We start from the raw sequence: 17,692 nt of genomic DNA, 5'->3' as shown, positions 1-17,692 counted from the left end.
CTGCTGCAGGACAGCAGGGCCGGGGAGGTGCCTGTGGGGGTTGTGGGGGAGAGAGAGGAAGCGGGGCGGGAGCCGCTTACTTGGGCCGCACCGCGTCGGCCGTGCCCTGGATGAAGGCCTTGATCTTTTCCACGTCGTCCATGCTCAGCTTGCCCGTGAAGTCCGGCATGCCGCGCGACATGGCCGGGCCCTTGAAGATGAACTTGTCCAGGTGCTCGATGTAGGCCGGGTCCAGGTAGCCCAGGTTGGGCAGGTTGCCGCCGCGGTCCACGCCGGGCACGCCGTGGCAGAAGGCGCAGTTGCTGACGTACAGGGCCGTGCCTTCGGCCACCAGGCTCTTGTCGCAGGGCACGCCCTGCAGCAGCTTGCCCTGCTGGTAGGCGACGAAGGCAGGCGCCTCGGCCTTGCCGTCCAGCGCGAAGGTGTAGACCGTGCCCGGGCCCTTGCGCTCGGTGTGGCGCGCGGCCAGGCCGTAGACGCCGCCCCAGCCTACGGCGATGGAGACGTACTGCCGGCCATCGACCTCATAGGTGATGGGTGCGGCCACCACGCCCGTGCCCGTGGGCTTTTCCCAGAGCTTCTTGCCGTTGCGCGCGTCATAGGCGACGAAGCGGCCGTCGGCCGTGCCCTGGAACACCAGGTTGCCCGCCGTGGCCAGCGTGCCGCCGTTCCAGGGCGAGGCATGCTCCACACGCCAGCGCTCCTTCTGCGCCACCGGGTCCCAGGCGATCAGGCGGCCGAAGGGCGTGCTCTTGGGCGGCTCCATGTTGATCAGCGTGGCCGTGTTCCAGCCGATGTTGCTGTGCGGCTCGGGCAGGGAGCCGCCGTTGAACTTCCAGTTCTTGTTGTCCTGCAGGGTCAGCGGCACATGCTGGGCCGGCAGGTAGGCCAGGCCCGTATCGGGGCTGTAGGACATGGAATGCCAGTTGTGCGCGCCGAAGGGGCTGGGGATCACGTCGCGCGCGCGGTCGCCGCTGCGCGCAATCGGCGTCTCGATGGGCCGGCCCTTGGCGTCGTAGCCGCTGGCCCAGTTCACATCGACGAAGTTCTTGGCCGAGATGAACTGGCCGTTGGTGCGGTCGATGACGAAGAAGAAGCCGTTCTTGGGCGCATGCAGGATGACCTTGCGCGGCTTGCCGCCCACCTTGATGTCGGCCAGCACCATCGGCTGGGTGGAGGTGAAGTCCCAGCTGTCGCCCGGCGTTTCCTGGTAGTGCCAGACGTACTCGCCCGTATCGGGGTTCAGCGCCACGATGCTGGCCAGGTACAGGTTGTCGCCTCCGGCCGGGCTGCGCTTGGCTTGCGCCCAGGGCGAGCCGTTGCCCGTGCCGATGTACATGAGGTTGAGCTCGGGGTCATAGGCCATGGTGTCCCAGGCCGTGCCGCCGCCACCGGCCTCCCACCACTTGCCGGCCGGGTCCCAGGTCTTGGCGGCGCGGGCCATGGCCTCGTTCTCGAACGGCTTGGACGGATCGCCTGGCACGGTGAACCAGCGCCATTGCTGCGCGCCGGTCTCGGCGTCATAGGCCGTGACATAGCCGCGCACGCCGTACTCGGCGCCGCCGTTGCCGATCAGCACCTTGCCCTTGATGACGCGCGGCGCGCCCGTGATGGTGTACGAGAAGGCGCGGTCGATGATGGTGTCCTGCTCCCAGACCTTCTGGCCCGTGGCCGCGTCCAGCGCCACCAGGCGGCCATCGAAGGCGCCCACATACACCTTGCCCTTGTAGACCGCCACGCCCCGGTTGACCACGTCGCAGCAGCCCTTGAAGCCGTTGGCGCGGTCCACGCCGGGGTCGTAGCTCCACAGGCGCTTGCCGGTGCGCACGTCCACCGCATGCACCACGCTCCAGCTGGCCGTGACGTACATGATTCCATCGACCACCACGGGCGTGGACTCCACGCCGCGCGTGGATTCCAGGTCATACGACCAGACCAGGCCCAGCCGCTTCACATTGGCCGTGTCCAGCTGCCTGAGTTTGGAAAAGCGTGTCTCGCTGTAGTCCATGCCGTAGCTGGGCCAATCCTTGGAGCTGCGCGCGTTGTCGCGGATGCTCTGCGAGTCGATGCGCGAGGTGACGGCGCGTATGTGCTCGGGCGAGCCTTTGCTTGGCAGGCCAGCCTGCGCCAGCGCGGCGCCCGGCAGGGCCAGCACCAGGCCGGCGGCCAGCAGCGTGGAGGAAAGCACGTGGGTCTTCATGTTGTCTCGTCTCCTGTGTGGTTTGTTTTTGCGTGCATGGTGCTGGGGGCAAGGGCACCATGTGGGAGACGATAAAAAAAGCGACCTCGGGTCACAACATTCGGATTTACCCGGGGGCGGATCTGTACCGCCGTGGAACAGCTCAGAACGTCCGGCTGACCGTGACCCCGGCCGACAGCCCGCGTCCCGCACCCGGCTCGAAGAACCGCTGGTTGCCCTCGTTGACGATGACCGACCCCGCATAGCGCCGGTCGAACAGGTTGTCCAGGCGCACAAAGGTCTGGGCGCTCCACTGCTGCCATTGCCGTGACCAGCGCAGGCTGGAGCCCCAGACGGTGTAGCCGGCCGCGCGGTCGGTGTTGCGGTCGTTCACGGCCACGGGGCCGCTGTGCAGCATGTCCACGGTCCAGGTCCATTGCGGCGACAGTTGCCAGGCCAGCTCGCTCCACAGGCGGCGCGGCGCGGTGCCGGCCAGGCGCGCGCCGGCATCCACCGGGGCGGTGGGCGTGGTGCAGGGCGTGGCCTCGCAGGTCAGGAAGCTGTCGCGGTAGCGGGCCTGCAGCAGGGTCAGGGCGGTGCTGGCCGTGAGCCGTCCCCATTGGGCGTTGCCCGAGAATTCCAGCCCCCGGCGCAGCGTGCGGCCTGCGTTCTGGTAGGTGGCGCGCCCGCCCGTGTTGGACAGCACGGTGAGTTCGCGCTGGGTATGGGTCTCGAACAGCGTGAGGTTCCAGCCCGCGTTGCCATGGCGCCCGCGCAGGCCGACCTCGACGGTGTTGTGGGCGCTGGCGGCCAGGCCGGTGTTCAGGCCGCTGTTCATGCCATTTTGGCCACCGGGCCGGTAGGCCACTTCGTTGAGCGTGGGCGTTTCCATGCCCCGGCCCACCGATGCGTGCGCCACCAGGTCCGGCAGCAGGTTCACGCGCAGGCCCAGCGAGGGCAGCCAACCGCGCCAGGCCATGCTGCCGCTGTCGTCGCCATTGCCGGCTGCGATGTAGTGGTCCTCGGAGCGGTAGCGCACGCGCGCCTGGCGCAGGCCGGCGCTCAGGCCCAGGCTCTGCGTGCTCCACTCGGCCTGCAGATAGGGGTCGGCGGAGCGCGCCTGGTTGCGTTCGTCGCGGCGCAGCCGGCCCTGCACGCCGAGCTGGCTGCCGATGAAGTTCTCGTAGCCGCGCCGGGTCTCGCCCTGCCAGTCGTAGGCCAGGCCCGCCGACCAGTCCAGCCGGCCGCCGGCCACGTCCTCATGGGTGCTGCGCCAGCGCAGGTTCATGCCTGCGTAGTCGCGGTCCAGGTCGATCACGCCGCCTGAATGCGAGGGCGGCGCCTGCGTCGCCACGGGAATGGACTGGTACTGCAGCACGGAGCGCGTACCCGCATAGGCCATGAGTTCCAGGCGCTGGCCCGCGCCGAACTGGTGCTGCCAGGCGGCGCCCAGCTGGCGCTGGCGCACGCTTTTGCGCGTATTGAAGCGCAGCGCGCTGGCCGTGGTCTGGCCGGGGTTGGCCTCGAACTCGGCGCGTGTCAGGCCCAGCGGGTCCTGGGCGCTGACGCGCTGCTCCTGGTACTGCAGCAGCCACTGGTCGTCGCCCTGTTTGCGTGACAGCTTCATGTGGGCCGTGCTGCGGTCGGCGGCCGATTGGGGGCGCATGCCGTCGGTGGCGAAGCGCTCGATGTGGATGGCATAGCGCCATGGGGCGGAGCCGCCATCCGCCTGGTCCGGCTTTCCGCCACCGATCGTGCCGCGCAGCTGGGTGGACAGGCGCCACAGCCCGTCCGGCCCCACGGCCATGCCGCTGCGCCACAGGCCGGGTTCCTCGCCATCTTCGGTGTACAGCAGCAGTGCACCGCCTGCGCTGTTGCCGTAGAGCACGGCGGCCGGGCCGCGCACCACGTCCAGGCGCGCGGCGTTGCCCAGCGTGAAGTTGGCGGCCTGGCCCTGGCCGTCGGGCGCGCCTGCCGGAATGCCGTCCACGTACAGGCGCAGCCCGCGCACGCCAAAGGTGGAGCGCGCACCGAAGCCGCGCACCGAGATCTGCAGGTCCTGAGCGAAGTTCTGGCGGTTCAGCACCACCAGGCCCGGCACGCGCGCCAGGCTCTCGGACAGGTTGATCTGCATCTGCCCGTCTCGCAGCACGGCGCCTTCCACGCTGTCGATGGCGGCGGTGGCGCGCCACAGGTCGGGGCCGGCGCCGGGCTGGCTGGCCGTGATGACCACGGGTGCGAGCAGGGCCTCGCTGGAGTCCTGTGCTGCGTCCGCCGCGTGGGCGGGCAGGGCGTGCAGCGTACAGGCCAGTGCGGCGCCCAGGGTGGGCAGGGTGTGTCTCGTGCTGTGGGGGGAGCGTGTCATTGCGGGCGGGCCTGTGGCGATGCCCGAGGTTACCGAGCCCGGCAATCCGTTCCAACACGGGTGATTTCCCTAGTGCTGTCCTGTGCCGTGGCGGAACAACAATCGCGGCAGTTTTGATGTCCGTCATGCAACAGCCGCCTTCCGCCCCACTGCCCTCCAACCCCTTCTATGCCACGCGCCAGGACCGGGTGGCGCTGGCGCGCGAGCGCTATTTCGAGCGTGGCGAGCGCCCCTCGGGCCTGGTGTCCGAGCCCGTGCTGCAGTCCTGGACGCGCTGCCTGGGCGCCAGCCGCAGCCCCGACGAAAAGATCAGCTTCGACCCGGTCAGCAAGATCCGCACGGCCACCTTGCTGACCCACAACCGCGCGCTGATCGAGGCGGCGCGCGACCCCATCGCCGAACTCGAGACCGTGATCGCGGGCAGCCAGGCGCGCGCCATGCTCACCTGCAGCGAGGGCGTGGTGCTGATCGCCTCGCGCCCCACGCCGGGCGACGGCCCGCTGCTGCTGACGGCTGCGCGCGTGGGCGTGAACATTGCCGAGGATGCCGTGGGTACGGGCGCACCCGGCGTGGCCGTGCGCACGGGCGAGGTCTGCCATGTGCGTGGCGGCGAGCATTTCTTTCGCTGCCTGGCCTCGCTGCACTGCGCGGCCGCGCCCGTGCGTGACGCCAGCGGGCGCACCGTGGCCATGCTGGACCTGAGCAGCGAGGCGGGTCCCTTTCGCTTCGATGCGGGCGCCATGGCCCACATGTACGCCACCTGCATCGAGAACCGGCTGCTGGTGGGCGCCGCCCGCATGCACCTGCTGCTGCGCTTCCAGTCCAGCCGCAGCATGTTCGGCACGCCGCTGGAAGGGCTGGCCGCCGTGGATGGCGAAGGCATGGTGCGCTGGTTCAACGGCGTGGGTGCCCAGTTGTTCGACAGCCCGCGCCGGCCCGCCGAGGGGCTGGCGGCAGAGGAAGTCTTCGGCCTGGGCCTGAACCAGTTGCTGGAGCTGGCCCACCACGGCCAGGCGCGCCCGCAGATGCTGCCCACGGGGCTGACGCTGTGGATGGAGGCGAGGCTGGATGAGGCATCCTCCCAGATCGAGGAGGTGCTGCCGGCCATCGAGGCCCTGCCGCCGCCCGCCGAGGCGCCGTCCGAGGCACCGTCTTCCCTGGGCGAGGCCAGCCGCGAGCTGATCGAGCAGGCCCTGGCCCGCTGCCAGGGCAATATCTCGCAGGCCGCCCGCATGCTGGGCGTCTCGCGCGGGCTGCTGTACCGGCGCCTGCGCAAATGGGGCAGGGCCTAGGCCGTCTGGCCTATGCCGGCACGGCGGCCAGCGCGCCGCGCATCCATTCGATGAAGACCCCCGCCTGGGTCGGCAGCGTGCGCCCTGCAGCGGGCACGGCGCGCAGGCCGCCCTCGAAGGGCACGAAACCATGGGGCGCCACCAGCAGCCCCTCCTTGAGCTCGCGTGCGATCAGCCGCTGCTCCACCAGGGCAACGCCCAGGCCCGACAGTGCCGCCTCTATGCACAGGTGGGTGTGGGGGAACGCCAGCGTCTCGCCCAGGGCCACGGGCTGGCCCGTGAGGGCTTCCCACTGGTTCCAGGCGCTGGCCGTGTACTCATGTGCAATGCGCGCGCGGTTGGCGGGCCGGCGCCGGGCATAGGCCGGCGTGCAGACGGCGCCGAAGTGCACGGGCGCCAGTTCGATGGCGCGGCGGCGGTCGGCCTCGGCGTAGGTGGACAGGTCCCAGGCAATGATCAGGTCGGCACCCTCGTGGCGCATCTCGCGCGCCGAGGTCATGGACAGGCGGATGCGGATATGCGGGTGGCTGCGGTAGAACACCGCCAGCTGCGGCACCAGCCAGCGCATGGCAAAGGTGGCGCTGCAGGCCACATGCAGCCCCGGCGCCTGGGCGTCGCGCGCCAGCTGGGCATAGGCGGCCTCCAGCTGGTCGAAGGCCGTGCGCACCGAGGCATGGAAGGCGGCACCCGCCTCGGTCAGGCGCAGGCCCGTGCCTTCTTTCTCGAACAGCGCCGCGCCTGCGTGCTCCTGCAGCAGGCGCAGGTGGCGGCTGATGGCACCGTGGCTGCGGCACAGTTCCTCGGCCGCGCGTGTCACCGAGCCGGTGCGGGCAATGGCCTCGAAGGCGCGCAGGGCGGCCAGCGGTGGCAGTTGTCTCATGGCAATCAATTCGTCAGAAAAGCTGACGCATGGGCAGAAAAACTGCATTGTCCCGCATCGCCGTGATTTCTAGCATGGAGGCCTGTTCATTGGAGTTGTGCAGGCTTGCCAGCTCTTTGAATAGTTCAATTTATTGACTAAAAGGAGTTTCCATGCAGATCACCGATATCGCTGCCCATGAGGCGCTGGACAGCCGGGGCCACCCCACCGTGGAGGTCGAGGTCGAGCTGGCGGACGGCGCGCGCGGTCTGGCCCTGGTGCCCTCGGGCGCCTCCACGGGGCGGCACGAGGCGCTGGAGCGGCGCGACGGCGATGCCTCGCGCCATCTGGGCAAGGGCGTGCTGGGGGCGGTGCAGGCCGTCAACACCGAGCTGCGCGATCTGCTGCGCGGCATGCAGGCAGACGCCCAGGGCCGCATCGACACGGCCATGATGGCGCTGGACGGCACGCCCGGCAAAAGCCGGCTGGGCGCCAACGCGCTGCTGGGCGTGTCGCTGGCCGTGGCCCGCGCGGCGGCGGCCAGCCAGCGCATGCCGCTGTGGCGGCACATGGGCGGCGCCCAGGCGCGCGTGCTGCCCGTGCCCATGATCAATGTCATCAACGGCGGCGCCCATGCCGACAATCCGCTGGACTTCCAGGAGTTCATGCTGGTGCCGGTGGGGGCGGACAGCTTCGGAGAGGCGCTGCGCATGGGCGCCGAGGTCTTTCACACGCTGCGCCATGCGCTCAAGGCCGCAGGCCACAGCGTCAACGTGGGCGACGAGGGCGGCTTTGCGCCCGCCCTGCGCAGCGCGCCCGAGGCGCTGGACCACCTGATGGCCGCCATCGAGCGCGCCGGCCTGCGCCCCGGCAGGGACATCGCCCTGGCCCTGGACCCGGCCGCCAGCGAATTCCATGGCGAGGATGGCTACCGCTACGCGGGCGAGGGCCTGGTGCGCAGCCGCCAGCAGCAGGTGGACTACCTGGCGCAACTGGTGGAGCACTACCCCATCGTCTCCATCGAGGACGGCATGGCCGAGGACGATATCGAGGGCTGGCAGGCCCTGGGCCAGCGCCTGGGCGGACGCTGCCAGCTGGTGGGCGACGATGTGTTCTGCACGAACCCCGGCCTGTTCGAGGGCGGCATTGCCCGGGGTGTGGGCAACGCCATCCTGGTCAAGATCAATCAGATCGGCACGCTGACCGAGACCTGGGACGTGCTGCGCCTGGCGCATGGCGCAGGCTACGGCGTGGTGATGTCGCACCGCTCGGGCGAGACCGAGGACACCAGCATTGCCGACCTGGCCGTGGCGGCCCAGTGCGCCATGATCAAGACCGGCTCGCTGTCGCGCGCCGACCGCACGGCCAAGTACAACCGGCTGCTGCGCATCGAGCGCGAACTGGGCCCGGCCGCCGTCTATGCGGGGCGCCGCGCGCTCAAGGGCCGGGCGGGTCAGGAAGCCGTGTCGGCCGCTGCGGGTGTTGCGGGCGCCCTGTAGACCAGCACCTTGAGACTGCGCTCGGCGTCGATGTCGGCGAAGGTGGCCGGGTTGGCCAGGCGCTCGACGAACTCCAGCTCGGGCGCCACTTCCTGCATCTGCGATGTCAGGAACTGCGTGCCCATCTCCGGCGCGTTCAGGCACAGCAGCACATGGCCGCCTGGGCGCAGCAGGTCGGGCAGGCGGCGCATCAGGCGGGCATAGTCCTTGGTGGCGACGAAGCTGCCCTTCTGGTAGCTGGGCGGGTCCACCACGATCAGGTGGTAGGGCCCGCCGCGCGTGATCTTGCCCCAGCTGCTGAAGATGTCGTGGGCCAGGAAACTGGCGCCCGACAGATCGTTGAGCCGGTGGTTCTGCTGGCCCGTGGCCAGCGCGCCCTGGGCCATGTCCATGTTCATCACGTGGCGCGCCCCGGCCTGCAGGGCCACCACCGAAAAGGCGCAGGTATAGGCGAAGAGGTTGAGCACCTTGATGCCGTGGCGGTGCTCGGGATGGTTGGCCACATGCGCGTGCACCCAGCGCCGGCCTTCGGCCATGTCCAGGAACAGGCCGTGGTTCTGGCCGCGCAGCACCTGCACGCGGTAGCGCGTGCCGGCCTCGGTGACGATGTGGGGGTCAGGCACCTCGCCGGCCATGAGCCGTGTCTCGGCGGGCGCGGCGGGCTGGCGCAGCTGGTAGACCCAGTTCGGGGGCTGGTCCGGTGCCAGTTCGCGCCAGCGCAGTGACAGCGCTGTGCCGATGGCGGCCAGGGCGTCATCGTCCAGCGGCTGGAAGCTGGTGAGCACCAGCACGGGCGGGAAGGCGTCGAGCACCAGATGCTCGCAGCCCGGGTACAGGCCGCCACGGCCGTGGAAGATGCGTTGGGCGTCGGAGGGCAGGGCCATCCGGGCGATGGCGTCGAGCAGGGCTTGCATGGGAGAGGCTGGATCTGGCAGGGGCGCCGGGTGTGCCGGGTGGAACCGTATGGGACCGTATGGTTCCAGGCAGGGGGCGACGAAAAGGTCTGCCAGTGTATGCAGTTTGGGGCCCAGCCCAGGCAAACCCGGGCAAACCTGGTTTCAGGCCCCATTCAGCCGTGCTGCGGGCAGGCTCAATGCCGCCAGCCGCGCCGCACCTCGAAGAAACTGCATTCGCCGTCGCCCAGGCCCTGCATGCCGGCCTCGGTGGCGGCGCGCGCAGCCTTCATCCAGCGGGCGAAGGCGAGCTTGGCGTCGTCGCTGATTTCTTCAGGGGGCGTGTCTTCCAGGCCCTCTACCAGGTACAGGGTTTCACTGACCTGCTCGGCGCTGCCGAGCTGGCGTTCGAGCACGCGGGCATAGCGTGCCTCGGCCTTGTTGCGTTCCTGCTCGGGCAGGTTGGGGTAGTCACACAAGGTGACGGTGAAGGCGGCTTCTTGCATGTCCATGGTTCACGAGGTGAGGATGATGACTGGCGAAATATACAGTATTAACTGGCTGCACATCCAGTATTTTTCCGGTGTTTTTTTACAGTGTTATCCCGGTGGGGTCGCTGCCGGGCAGCGGCTGCAGTCATGCGGCCACAATCGCCTGCAAGGAGAAAACCATCGCCATGAAGAACGAATCGACCACGGGCAGCCCGGCCTGGGACCCCGAAGCCACGGGCCATGCGCTGTTTGCCACGCGCGTGGGGCCCTGCGGCGTGGCCTGGGGCGCCTGCGGCCTGGTGGCCTTTCAGTTGCCCGAGGTGGGCGGCCCGGCCGCCACGCGCACGCGCATGCTGCGCGGCGTGCAATTGCGCAGACCGGGCAGCTACGCCGCAGCGGCGCGGGCCGAGGACCTGCCGGTGAGCGTGGCACAGGCCATCGCCGGCGTGCAGGTGCTCATGGCGGGCCATGGCGAATGGACTGTGGAGCCTCTCGCGCCCAGCGCACAGCAGTTGCGTGACGGCCCGGTGCTGCCCGATCTGCGATCACGGCGCATGCTGCCCGCAGGCGAGGCACTGCCGGATCTGGCCGGGCTGGCGCTGGACTGGCACGGCGTGTCGGACTTTCACCGCCGCGTCTATGACCTGACGCGCGCCATTGCGCCCGGCCATACGCGCACCTATGGCGAGATCGCGCGCGAGTTGGGCGAGGTGGGCCTTTCGCGCGCCGTGGGGCAGGCGCTGGGCCTCAACCCTTTTGCGCCCGTGATTCCCTGCCACCGCGTGCTGGCTGCCGGCGCACAGCCGGGCGGTTTTTCGGGCGGCGGCGGCGCGCTGACCAAGCTGCGCATGCTGGAGATCGAGGGCGCGGCCTGGGGCGGCACGCGCTCGCTGTTCGGGGATTGACGGGCCGGACACGCATGTGACATGCGGCACGGCGGGGCGGCTTGCACAATCGCCGCTGCAGGCTGTTCCGCTTGGGGATGGCCGCCCTCCATTCCAACCATGACCGGAACACAAGACCCGGCGCAGGAGACAGACGAATGACTCGCAATGTGCAGCAACTTTTCGACCTCACCGGCAAGACGGCCCTGGTGACCGGCGGCTCGCGCGGCCTGGGCCTGCAGATGGCCCATGCGCTGGGCGAGGCGGGCGCCAGGATCATGCTGAGTTCGCGCAAGGCCGCCGACCTGGAGGAAGCCGCTGCCGAGCTGCAGGCCGCAGGCATCGACGCCCGCTGGATCGCCGCCGACTGCGCCAACGAGGCCGACATCGAGCGCCTGGCCACCGAGACCCTGGAGCGCCTGGGCCAGGTGGACATCCTCATCAACAACGCGGGCGCCAGCTGGGGCGCGCCGGCCGAGGAGCACCCGGTGGCCGCCTGGGACAAGGTGATGAACCTCAACGTGCGCGGCTACTTCCTGCTGAGCCAGCAGATCGCGCGGCGCAGCATGATCCCGCGCAAGACCGGGCGCATCATCAACCTGGCCTCCATCGCAGGGCTGGGCGGCAACCCGCTGGGCATGAAGACCATTGCCTACAACACCTCCAAGGGCGCGGTCATCAACTTCACGCGCGCGCTGGCCGGCGAGTGGGGCGTGCACGGCATCAACGTCAACGCCATCTGCCCGGGCTTTTTCAAGACCAAGATGGCCAGCGTGCTGATCGAGACCCTGGGCGAGGATGAAATGAAATCCCACGCCCCGCTGCGCCGCCTGGGAGACGACGAGGACCTCAAGGGCCTGACCCTGCTGTACGCCAGCGACGCGGGCAAGCACATCACGGGCCAGTGGGTGGCCGTGGACGGCGGCGTCAGCGCCCTGGTGGGCGGTTGAGCCGCAGCGGCGCTGCTGCCGAGGTGACAGTTTTTCCCGCAGATCGGGCCGCCGCGCGCCATGGTGCCTTCGGGCGCCCTTATGCTCGCCTGCATTGCGATCTGAACTGGAGAATTTCGTGCTGGATTTTGGCCACCCCATCCCCTTCGTCGACCACCTGGGTTTCACCCTGCACCGCATGGAGGACGGGGAGTCCGAACTGCGCTTCGAGGCGCGTCCCGAGCACCTGAACACCTTTGACGTGACCCATGGCGGCGCCACCATGACTCTGCTGGACGTGACCATGGCCGTGGCCGCACGCAGCCTGCAGCGCGACATGGGCTGCGTGACCATCGAGATGAAGACCAGCTTCATGCAGCCGGCGCGCGGCCCCCTGGTGGCCAAGGGCGTGGTGCTTCACCGCACGCGTTCCATGGCCTATACCGAGGCGCGCGTGTTCGATGCCTCGGGCCGGCTGTGCAGCCATGCGACCGGAACGTTCAAGTACATGCCGCGCGTGGCCAAGCCGGCCGCCGCCGAGACAACCCTCGCCACGGACTGATCCGCACGGCGAATTCGCCAGATACCCAATGCCACACGCCAGCCCCGGCAGCACCGGGAACTGGTTCCATTGTTTGTGATGCCACCGGAGGTTTTCCCATGCCCGTGAACCAGCAGATCCTGCTCGACAACCGCCCCGAGGGCGAAGCCGTGGAAAGCAATTTCCGCCTTGCCAAGACCGAGACCCCCGCGCTGGCCGAAGGCCAGGTGCTGGTGCGCCACCACTACCTGAGCCTGGACCCCTACATGCGCGGCCGCATGAATGACAGCAAGAGCTACGCCCAGCCGCAGCCGCTGGGCGAGGTGATGATCGGCGGCACCGTGGGCGAGGTGGTGGAAAGCCGCCATCCCAAATTTGCGGTTGGCGACAAGGTCGTGGGCATGGGCGGCTGGCAGGAATACAGCGTGGTCGATGGCGATGCGCCCGGCATGCTGCGCAAGGTGGACACCACCCACGTGCCGCTGTCGCACTACCTGGGCGCCGTGGGCATGCCCGGCGTGACGGCCTGGTACGGCCTGGTCAAGATCATTGCCCCCAAGGCCGGCGAGACCGTGGTGGTCAGCGCCGCCACGGGCGCCGTGGGCAGCGCCTTCGCGGCCCTGGCCAAGGCACGCGGCTGCCGCGTGGTGGGCATTGCGGGCGGACCCGAGAAGTGCCGCTACGCCACCGAGGAGCTGGGCTTCGACGCCTGCATCGACTACCGCGAGCACCCCGACACCAAGACCATGGCCAAGGCGCTCAAGGACGCCTGCCCGCAGGGCATCGACGGCTACTTCGAGAACGTGGGCGGCTACATCCTCGACGCCGTGCTGCTGCGCACCAACGCCTTTGCTCGCATCGCGCTGTGCGGAATGATCGCCGGCTACGACGGCACGCCGCTGCCCATGACCAATCCCGCGCTCATCCTGATCAACCGCATCCGCATCGAAGGCTTCATCGTCAGCGAGCACATGGAAGTCTGGCCCGAGGCGCTGCAGGAACTGGGCCGCCTGGTGGGCACCGGCAAGCTGCGCCCGCGCGAGAGCATTGCCGAAGGCATTGCCTCCGCACCCTCGGCCTTCCTGGGCTTGCTCAAGGGCAAGAACTTCGGAAAGCAACTCGTCAAATTGATCTGAACCACCACAAAAACCAGGAGACAAGGGAATGATCAAGAACTTCAAGGGCAAGACGGCCGTGCTGACGGGCGCGGGCTCGGGTTTCGGCCTGGAGTGCGCGCGCATAGGCGCGAAGCTGGGCATGAACCTGGTGCTGGTCGATGTGCAGCAGGAGGCGCTGGACAGGGCTGCCGCCGAGTTCGAAGGGCAGGGCGTGCGCGTGCTGGCACGCCGCGTGGATGTGTCCGACGCAGCCCAGATGCAGGCCCTGGCCGATGAGGTGCGCCAGCAGTTCGGCGCGCCGCACTTCGTGTTCAACAACGCAGGCGTGGGCGCGGGCGGGCTGGTTTGGGAGAACACGCTGGAAGATTGGCAGTGGGTGCTGGGCGTCAACCTCTGGGGCGTGATCCACGGCGTGCGGCTGTTCACGCCCATGATGCTGGAGGCGGCCAAGGCCGACCCGTCCTTCGAGGGCCACATCGTCAACACGGCCAGCATGGCCGGCCTGCTGGCGCCTCCCAACATGGGCATCTACAACGTCAGCAAGCATGCGGTGGTGAGCCTGACCGAGACGCTGTACCAGGACCTGGCCCTGGTCTCCGACCAGATCAGCGCCAGCGTGCTGTGCCCCTTCTTCGTGCCCACGGGCATCAGCCACAGCGAGCGCAACCGGCCCAGCCATCTGGCCGCCCAGCCGCTGACTGCCAGCCAGAAGATCGGCCAGGCCATGAGCGAGAAGGCCGTGGGCTCGGGCAAGGTCACGGCCCCCGATGTGGCGCAGAAGGTCTTCGACGCCATTGCGGCCAACCAGTTCTACATCTACAGCCATCCGCAGGCGCTGGGCTCGGTCCAGACCCGCATGGAAGATGTGGTGCAAGGGCGCAATCCCACCGATCCGTTCGCGCACAAGCCCGAACTGGGCGCGAGCCTCAAGGCCTCGCTGCGCGCGGCCTGAGCGTCAGTTCTCCTCGTCGGGGTCCGGCCTGTGGGGGCCGGCCTGGCGGGAGCCTCGGCCTTTTCATCGGGCGGCGCGGAGGGCAGGGGCCGCACCAGCCGCACCATGAGCTGGTTGCCGCGCCCCATGTCGGGCCGCGTCTCCAGGCTGTCGAGGTCAATCGCCCAGGCCTGCTGGGCCGACAGCTGCGTACCGGCGCTGCCCGAGATGTTGCTGTAGTTGTAGGGATTGACGGGCCGCGCGTTCACCGCTGCCGTGCCCGTCCAGTGCCAGCCGCGTGGTGCGCCCGGGAACAGCTCGGGCGACAGGCCTTGCGGCCGTATATCGCGCGAGATCAGCCGGCGCATCTCGTTGACGCGCGGCAGGCGCCAGCGCACGCCGTCCTGCTTGGCCCGCTCGGCGGCCAGGGCCTGCGCCTGCTTGTGCGTGAACAGCTCAGGCAGGCCCGTGCAGGTCTTGCCATTCCACTGCATGCCTTCCACGCAGCGCGGCCACAGCAGGCGGGCGCGCCGGTCGATCACGTCGCGGCCGTCTTCGGATACTTCCAGCACAGGAGCGGCGCCGGGCCTGGGGCCGCGCTGTGCCTCCTGCTGCGTCTCCTGCTGTGTCTCTCGCTGCGCTGCCTGGGCAGAACCCAGCGTGCAGACACCCAGCAGCAGGGCGGCGAGCAGGGGCCCTGGCAATGCATTCAGGGCCGGTGGAAAGGAAGGCAGGGATGGGCGCATGGTGTGTTGCAGTGGCGATGGCGATGGCAGTTGCAGCGATGAAAAGGTGGGTTGGCCTCTCGGGTGGCGATCTCGTTTCAGAGCGTAACAGGATTGCGGGCTTCTGAATTTGTGCCACGGCAAGCCGCCACCGCCAGGTGCGCGGGGCTGCATGGGCAGGAAATGTGAGCAGCCTCCTGCAGCCCCGCGCGCTTGCCGCCACAATGGCGCGTCTATGTCTGCGTCTATGCCTTCCTCTTCTCCCGCTTCCCCTGATTCCCACACACTGCGCCTGGTGCTGATCCTGGGCCTGCTCTCGGCCATCGGCCCGTTTGCCATCGACATGTACCTGCCCGCGCTGCCCCAGATCGGCAGCAGCCTGGGTGCCCAGGTGGGCGCGGTGCAGGCCAGCCTGACGGCCTTCTTCCTCTCGCTGGGCGTGGGCCAGCTGCTGTACGGGCCGGTCTCGGACATGGTGGGGCGCAAGCCGCCGCTGTACTTCGGCCTGACCGTGTTCGCGCTGGCCAGCGTGGGCTGCGCCATGGCCACCAGCATCGAGACGCTGGTGGTGCTGCGCTTCATCCAGGGCCTGGGCGCGGCCGCCGGGATGGCCGTGCCGCGCGCCGTGGTGCGCGACCTGCACACCGGCCACGCGGCGGCCCGCATGATGTCGCTGCTGATGCTGGTGTTCAGCGTCTCTCCCATCCTGGCGCCGCTGGCCGGCAGCGGCGTGATCGCCGTGAGCAGCTGGCGCGGCGTGTTCTGGGCCGTGGCCGTGGCGGCCGTGATCGGCCTGGTGGCCGTGTTCATGGGCCTGAAGGAAACGCGCGGGGCCGCCGCGCGGCTGGACAGCAGCGTGGCCGGCGCACTGCGTGCCTACGGCGTGCTGTTGCGCGACTGGCATTACCTGGGCCTGGTCTTCATCGGCGGCTGCGCCATGGCGGGCTTTTTCGTCTACCTGGCTGGCTCCCCCTTTGTGCTGATCAATTACTACGGGCTGAGCTCCACCCAGTACAGCCTGGCCTTCGGGCTGAACGCCATCGCCTTCATCGGCGCGGCGCAGTTCACGGGCTGGCTGGGCCAGCGCTTCGGGCTGGTGCGCGTGGTCAAGGTGGCGGCCACCGGCTCGGGCCTGGTGATGCTGTCGCTGCTGGCCTACTACCTGCTGGGCGGTGAACGGCTGGCCGTGCTGATCGGCCTGTACTTCGTGGCCAGCGCGCTGATGGGGCTGGTGATACCGACGACCTCGGTGCTGGCGCTGGAGGAGCACGGCGCCATTGCCGGCACGGCCTCGGCGCTGCTGGGCACGCTGCAGATGCTGTCGGGCGCTGCGGCCATGCAGATCGTAGGGCTGTTCTCCACGGGCAAGCCCCTGCCCATGGTGGTGGGCATGGCCACGGGCGCGCTGATCGGTGTGGCCCTGGCCTGGATCACGCTGGGCGGTGCGCGTGCCCATCGCGTGGGCGCAAAGGGCCATTCATGAGTCTGGCACCCGCGGCAGAGGCTGCGCCTGTCCACGATGGACTTCCGTCAGGCCCTCGCGGCCAGGCGATGCTGGTCATCATCCTGGGGCTGACGCTGTCGGTGCTGGACAGCACCCTGGTCAATCTGGCACTGCCTGCCATGGCGCGCGAGCTGCAGGCCAGCTCGGCCCATACGCTGTGGGTGGTCAATTCCTACCAGCTTGCCAGCCTGGTGCTGCTGCTGCCGCTGGCGGCCCTGGGCGAACGCCTGGGCTACCGACGTGTGTACCTGGTGGGCATGCTGGTGTTTTCCGTGGCCTCGCTGGCGGCCATGCTGGCCACGTCGCTGCCCACGCTGGTGGCAGCGCGTGCGCTGCAGGGCCTGGGCGCTGCGGGCGTGATGAGCGTCAACGCCGCCCTGGTGCGGCTGATCTATCCGCGTGCCCTGCTGGGGCGGGGCATGGCCGTGAATTCGCTGGTGGTGGCCACGGCATCCATGGCCGGGCCCTCGGTGGCGGCGGCGATTCTGTCGGTGGCCAGCTGGCCCTGGCTGTTTGCGGCCAATCTGCCGCTGGGCCTGTTCACGCTGTGGCTGGGGCGCCGCGCGCTGCCTGCCAATGCCGTGGCCGGCCATGCAGGTGCGCGGCTGTCGCCGCTGGATGTGCTGCTCAACATCCTCATGTTCAGCCTGATCTTCCTGGGCGGCGAGCAGCTGGGCGTGCGCGCCGGCGGTGCCGATTCTTCCCTGCCTTCGGGCTGGTGGCTGCTGGGCGCGGGCCTGCTGGTGGGCGCCTGGTATGTGCGCCGCCAGTGGCGCCTGCCCGCGCCGCTGCTGCCGGTGGACCTGCTGCGCATTCCGGTGTTTGCGCTGTCCATGTGCGGATCGGTCAGCGCCTTTTGCGCGCAGATGCTGGCCTACCTGGCGCTGCCGTTCCTGCTGCTGGAGTCGCACGGCATGTCGCCCATCGAGGCCGGGCTGCTGATCACGGCCTGGCCGCTGGCCACGGTGCTGACGGCGCCCATCGCGGGCCGGCTCATCGGCCGCTATGCGGACGGGCTGCTGGGCGGCATCGGCATGGCCATGTTCGCCTGCGGGCTGTGGGCGCTGGCGGCCATGCCCGATGCGCCTTCGACCGTGGACATGGTCTGGCGCATGCTGCTGGCCGGCAGCGGCTTTGCGCTGTACCAGTCGCCCAACAACCACACCATCGTGACCACGGCGCCCCTGGCGCGCAGCGGCGCGGCCGGCGGCATGCTGAGTTCGGCGCGGCTCACGGGGCAGACCCTGGGCGCCGTGGTGCTGGCCACCATCTTCACCTTCGCGGGCGGGCATGGCGGCCATGCCGAAATCGTGGCCCTGGCCGTGGCGGGCTGCTTTGCGGCCATGGCGGGCGTGTTCAGCCTGCTGCGCGTGCGCACGGCGCCTGTGCCTAAGCACTGAACTGGCCCGTAAATGGCATTGAACTTGCATGTGTCGGCGCGCTCCGACACATGCATCATCCTGGATGGACTTGCCAGGAGAT

14 protein-coding genes and 1 pseudogene are annotated in these 17,692 nt (G+C 69.3%); 9 read left to right on the top strand and 6 right to left on the bottom strand.

The window, feature by feature from the left end; all coding sequences use genetic code 11:
• Positions 1–76 precede the first annotated feature (76 nt).
• Positions 77–2,200, bottom strand: a complete 2,124-nt coding sequence (locus JHD82_RS03865) for a PQQ-dependent dehydrogenase, methanol/ethanol family (protein ID WP_199135479.1) — start codon at positions 2,198–2,200, stop codon at positions 77–79.
• Between the two features lie 142 nt (positions 2,201–2,342).
• A complete protein-coding gene (locus JHD82_RS03860) occupies positions 2,343–4,544 on the bottom strand; it encodes a TonB-dependent receptor domain-containing protein (protein WP_199135478.1) in 2,202 nt (733 codons plus the stop codon).
• A 125-nt stretch (positions 4,545–4,669) separates the two neighbouring features.
• On the opposite strand from JHD82_RS03860, the gene JHD82_RS03855 reads away from it, so the two are divergent.
• Positions 4,670–5,836: a helix-turn-helix domain-containing protein gene (locus JHD82_RS03855; RefSeq protein WP_233174608.1), complete on the top strand. Its 1,167-nt coding sequence runs from the start codon at positions 4,670–4,672 to the stop codon at positions 5,834–5,836.
• Positions 5,837–5,846: 10 nt separating this feature from the next.
• Here JHD82_RS03855 and JHD82_RS03850 read toward each other — a convergent pair whose 3' ends face one another.
• Positions 5,847–6,764, bottom strand: coding sequence for a LysR substrate-binding domain-containing protein (locus JHD82_RS03850; protein ID WP_199135476.1), 918 nt, complete (start codon positions 6,762–6,764; stop codon positions 5,847–5,849).
• Positions 6,765–6,868: 104 nt separating this feature from the next.
• On the opposite strand from JHD82_RS03850, the gene eno reads away from it, so the two are divergent.
• Positions 6,869–8,194 carry a phosphopyruvate hydratase gene (eno, locus tag JHD82_RS03845; protein WP_199135475.1) on the top strand — a complete coding sequence of 442 codons (1,326 nt, stop codon included), beginning with the start codon at positions 6,869–6,871 and terminating at the stop codon, positions 8,192–8,194.
• Here the strand turns inward: eno and JHD82_RS03840 are convergent.
• Together JHD82_RS03840 and JHD82_RS03835 are read right to left on the bottom strand one after the other, a co-directional pair.
• A complete protein-coding gene (locus tag JHD82_RS03840; RefSeq protein ID WP_199135474.1) occupies positions 8,149–9,108 on the bottom strand; it encodes a class I SAM-dependent methyltransferase in 960 nt (319 codons plus the stop codon). The genes eno and JHD82_RS03840 overlap by 46 nt on opposite strands.
• A 176-nt stretch (positions 9,109–9,284) precedes the next feature.
• Positions 9,285–9,599: a hypothetical protein gene (locus JHD82_RS03835; protein WP_013802728.1), complete on the bottom strand. Its 315-nt coding sequence runs from the start codon at positions 9,597–9,599 to the stop codon at positions 9,285–9,287.
• A 164-nt stretch (positions 9,600–9,763) separates the two neighbouring features.
• Between JHD82_RS03835 and JHD82_RS03830 the strand changes: the two genes are divergently transcribed.
• The 5 genes from JHD82_RS03830 (at position 9,764) to JHD82_RS03810 (ending at position 14,002) form a co-directional block, all read left to right on the top strand.
• Positions 9,764–10,483, top strand: a complete 720-nt coding sequence (locus JHD82_RS03830) for a methylated-DNA--[protein]-cysteine S-methyltransferase (RefSeq protein ID WP_199135473.1) — start codon at positions 9,764–9,766, stop codon at positions 10,481–10,483.
• Between the two features lie 137 nt (positions 10,484–10,620).
• Positions 10,621–11,412, top strand: a complete 792-nt coding sequence (locus tag JHD82_RS03825; RefSeq protein ID WP_199135472.1) for an SDR family oxidoreductase — start codon at positions 10,621–10,623, stop codon at positions 11,410–11,412.
• Positions 11,413–11,530: 118 nt separating this feature from the next.
• Positions 11,531–11,953: a PaaI family thioesterase gene (locus JHD82_RS03820; RefSeq protein WP_016446794.1), complete on the top strand. Its 423-nt coding sequence runs from the start codon at positions 11,531–11,533 to the stop codon at positions 11,951–11,953.
• 98 nt (positions 11,954–12,051) lie between these two features.
• On the top strand, positions 12,052–13,068 hold the full coding sequence (locus tag JHD82_RS03815) for an NADP-dependent oxidoreductase (protein ID WP_013802725.1): 1,017 nt from the start codon (positions 12,052–12,054) through the stop codon (positions 13,066–13,068).
• Positions 13,069–13,096: 28 nt separating this feature from the next.
• Positions 13,097–14,002 (top strand): SDR family oxidoreductase, encoded by a 906-nt coding sequence (locus JHD82_RS03810; RefSeq protein ID WP_013802724.1) that lies wholly within the window; start codon positions 13,097–13,099, stop codon positions 14,000–14,002.
• A 149-nt stretch (positions 14,003–14,151) separates the two neighbouring features.
• Here JHD82_RS03810 and JHD82_RS29845 read toward each other — a convergent pair.
• A pseudogene (locus JHD82_RS29845) lies at positions 14,152–14,475 on the bottom strand (DUF1566 domain-containing protein); the annotation flags it as partial.
• A gap of 478 nt (positions 14,476–14,953) precedes the next feature.
• Between JHD82_RS29845 and JHD82_RS03800 the strand changes: the two are divergent.
• Together JHD82_RS03800 and JHD82_RS03795 are read left to right on the top strand one after the other, a co-directional pair.
• Positions 14,954–16,189, top strand: a complete 1,236-nt coding sequence (locus tag JHD82_RS03800; protein ID WP_043781775.1) for a multidrug effflux MFS transporter — start codon at positions 14,954–14,956, stop codon at positions 16,187–16,189.
• Positions 16,186–17,610, top strand: coding sequence for an MFS transporter (locus JHD82_RS03795; RefSeq protein WP_034392786.1), 1,425 nt, complete (start codon positions 16,186–16,188; stop codon positions 17,608–17,610). The genes JHD82_RS03800 and JHD82_RS03795 overlap by 4 nt, the downstream gene beginning before the upstream one ends.
• The last annotated feature ends 82 nt before the right edge of the window (positions 17,611–17,692 follow it).

Origin of the sequence: Delftia sp. ASV31 (assembly GCF_016428765.1) — a bacterium.
Taxonomy (GTDB): Bacteria; Pseudomonadota; Gammaproteobacteria; order Burkholderiales; family Burkholderiaceae_C; genus Comamonas; species Comamonas acidovorans.
Note: the sequence above shows the minus strand (reverse complement) of the source record. Positions and strands in the feature narration are given on the sequence as shown.

Coding starts and splice junctions, on each gene's coding strand:
- JHD82_RS03865 (WP_199135479.1), bottom strand. CDS start 2,200: ATGAAGACCCACGTGCTTTCCTCCACGCTGCTGGCCGCCGGCCTGGTG.
- JHD82_RS03860 (WP_199135478.1), bottom strand. CDS start 4,544: ATGACACGCTCCCCCCACAGCACGAGACACACCCTGCCCACCCTGGGC.
- JHD82_RS03855 (WP_233174608.1), top strand. CDS start 4,670: ATGCAACAGCCGCCTTCCGCCCCACTGCCCTCCAACCCCTTCTATGCC.
- JHD82_RS03850 (WP_199135476.1), bottom strand. CDS start 6,764: ATGCAGTTTTTCTGCCCATGCGTCAGCTTTTCTGACGAATTGATTGCC.
- eno (WP_199135475.1), top strand. CDS start 6,869: ATGCAGATCACCGATATCGCTGCCCATGAGGCGCTGGACAGCCGGGGC.
- JHD82_RS03840 (WP_199135474.1), bottom strand. CDS start 9,108: ATGCAAGCCCTGCTCGACGCCATCGCCCGGATGGCCCTGCCCTCCGAC.
- JHD82_RS03835 (WP_013802728.1), bottom strand. CDS start 9,599: ATGGACATGCAAGAAGCCGCCTTCACCGTCACCTTGTGTGACTACCCC.
- JHD82_RS03830 (WP_199135473.1), top strand. CDS start 9,764: ATGAAGAACGAATCGACCACGGGCAGCCCGGCCTGGGACCCCGAAGCC.
- JHD82_RS03825 (WP_199135472.1), top strand. CDS start 10,621: ATGACTCGCAATGTGCAGCAACTTTTCGACCTCACCGGCAAGACGGCC.
- JHD82_RS03815 (WP_013802725.1), top strand. CDS start 12,052: ATGCCCGTGAACCAGCAGATCCTGCTCGACAACCGCCCCGAGGGCGAA.
- JHD82_RS03810 (WP_013802724.1), top strand. CDS start 13,097: ATGATCAAGAACTTCAAGGGCAAGACGGCCGTGCTGACGGGCGCGGGC.
- JHD82_RS03800 (WP_043781775.1), top strand. CDS start 14,954: ATGCCTTCCTCTTCTCCCGCTTCCCCTGATTCCCACACACTGCGCCTG.
- JHD82_RS03795 (WP_034392786.1), top strand. CDS start 16,186: ATGAGTCTGGCACCCGCGGCAGAGGCTGCGCCTGTCCACGATGGACTT.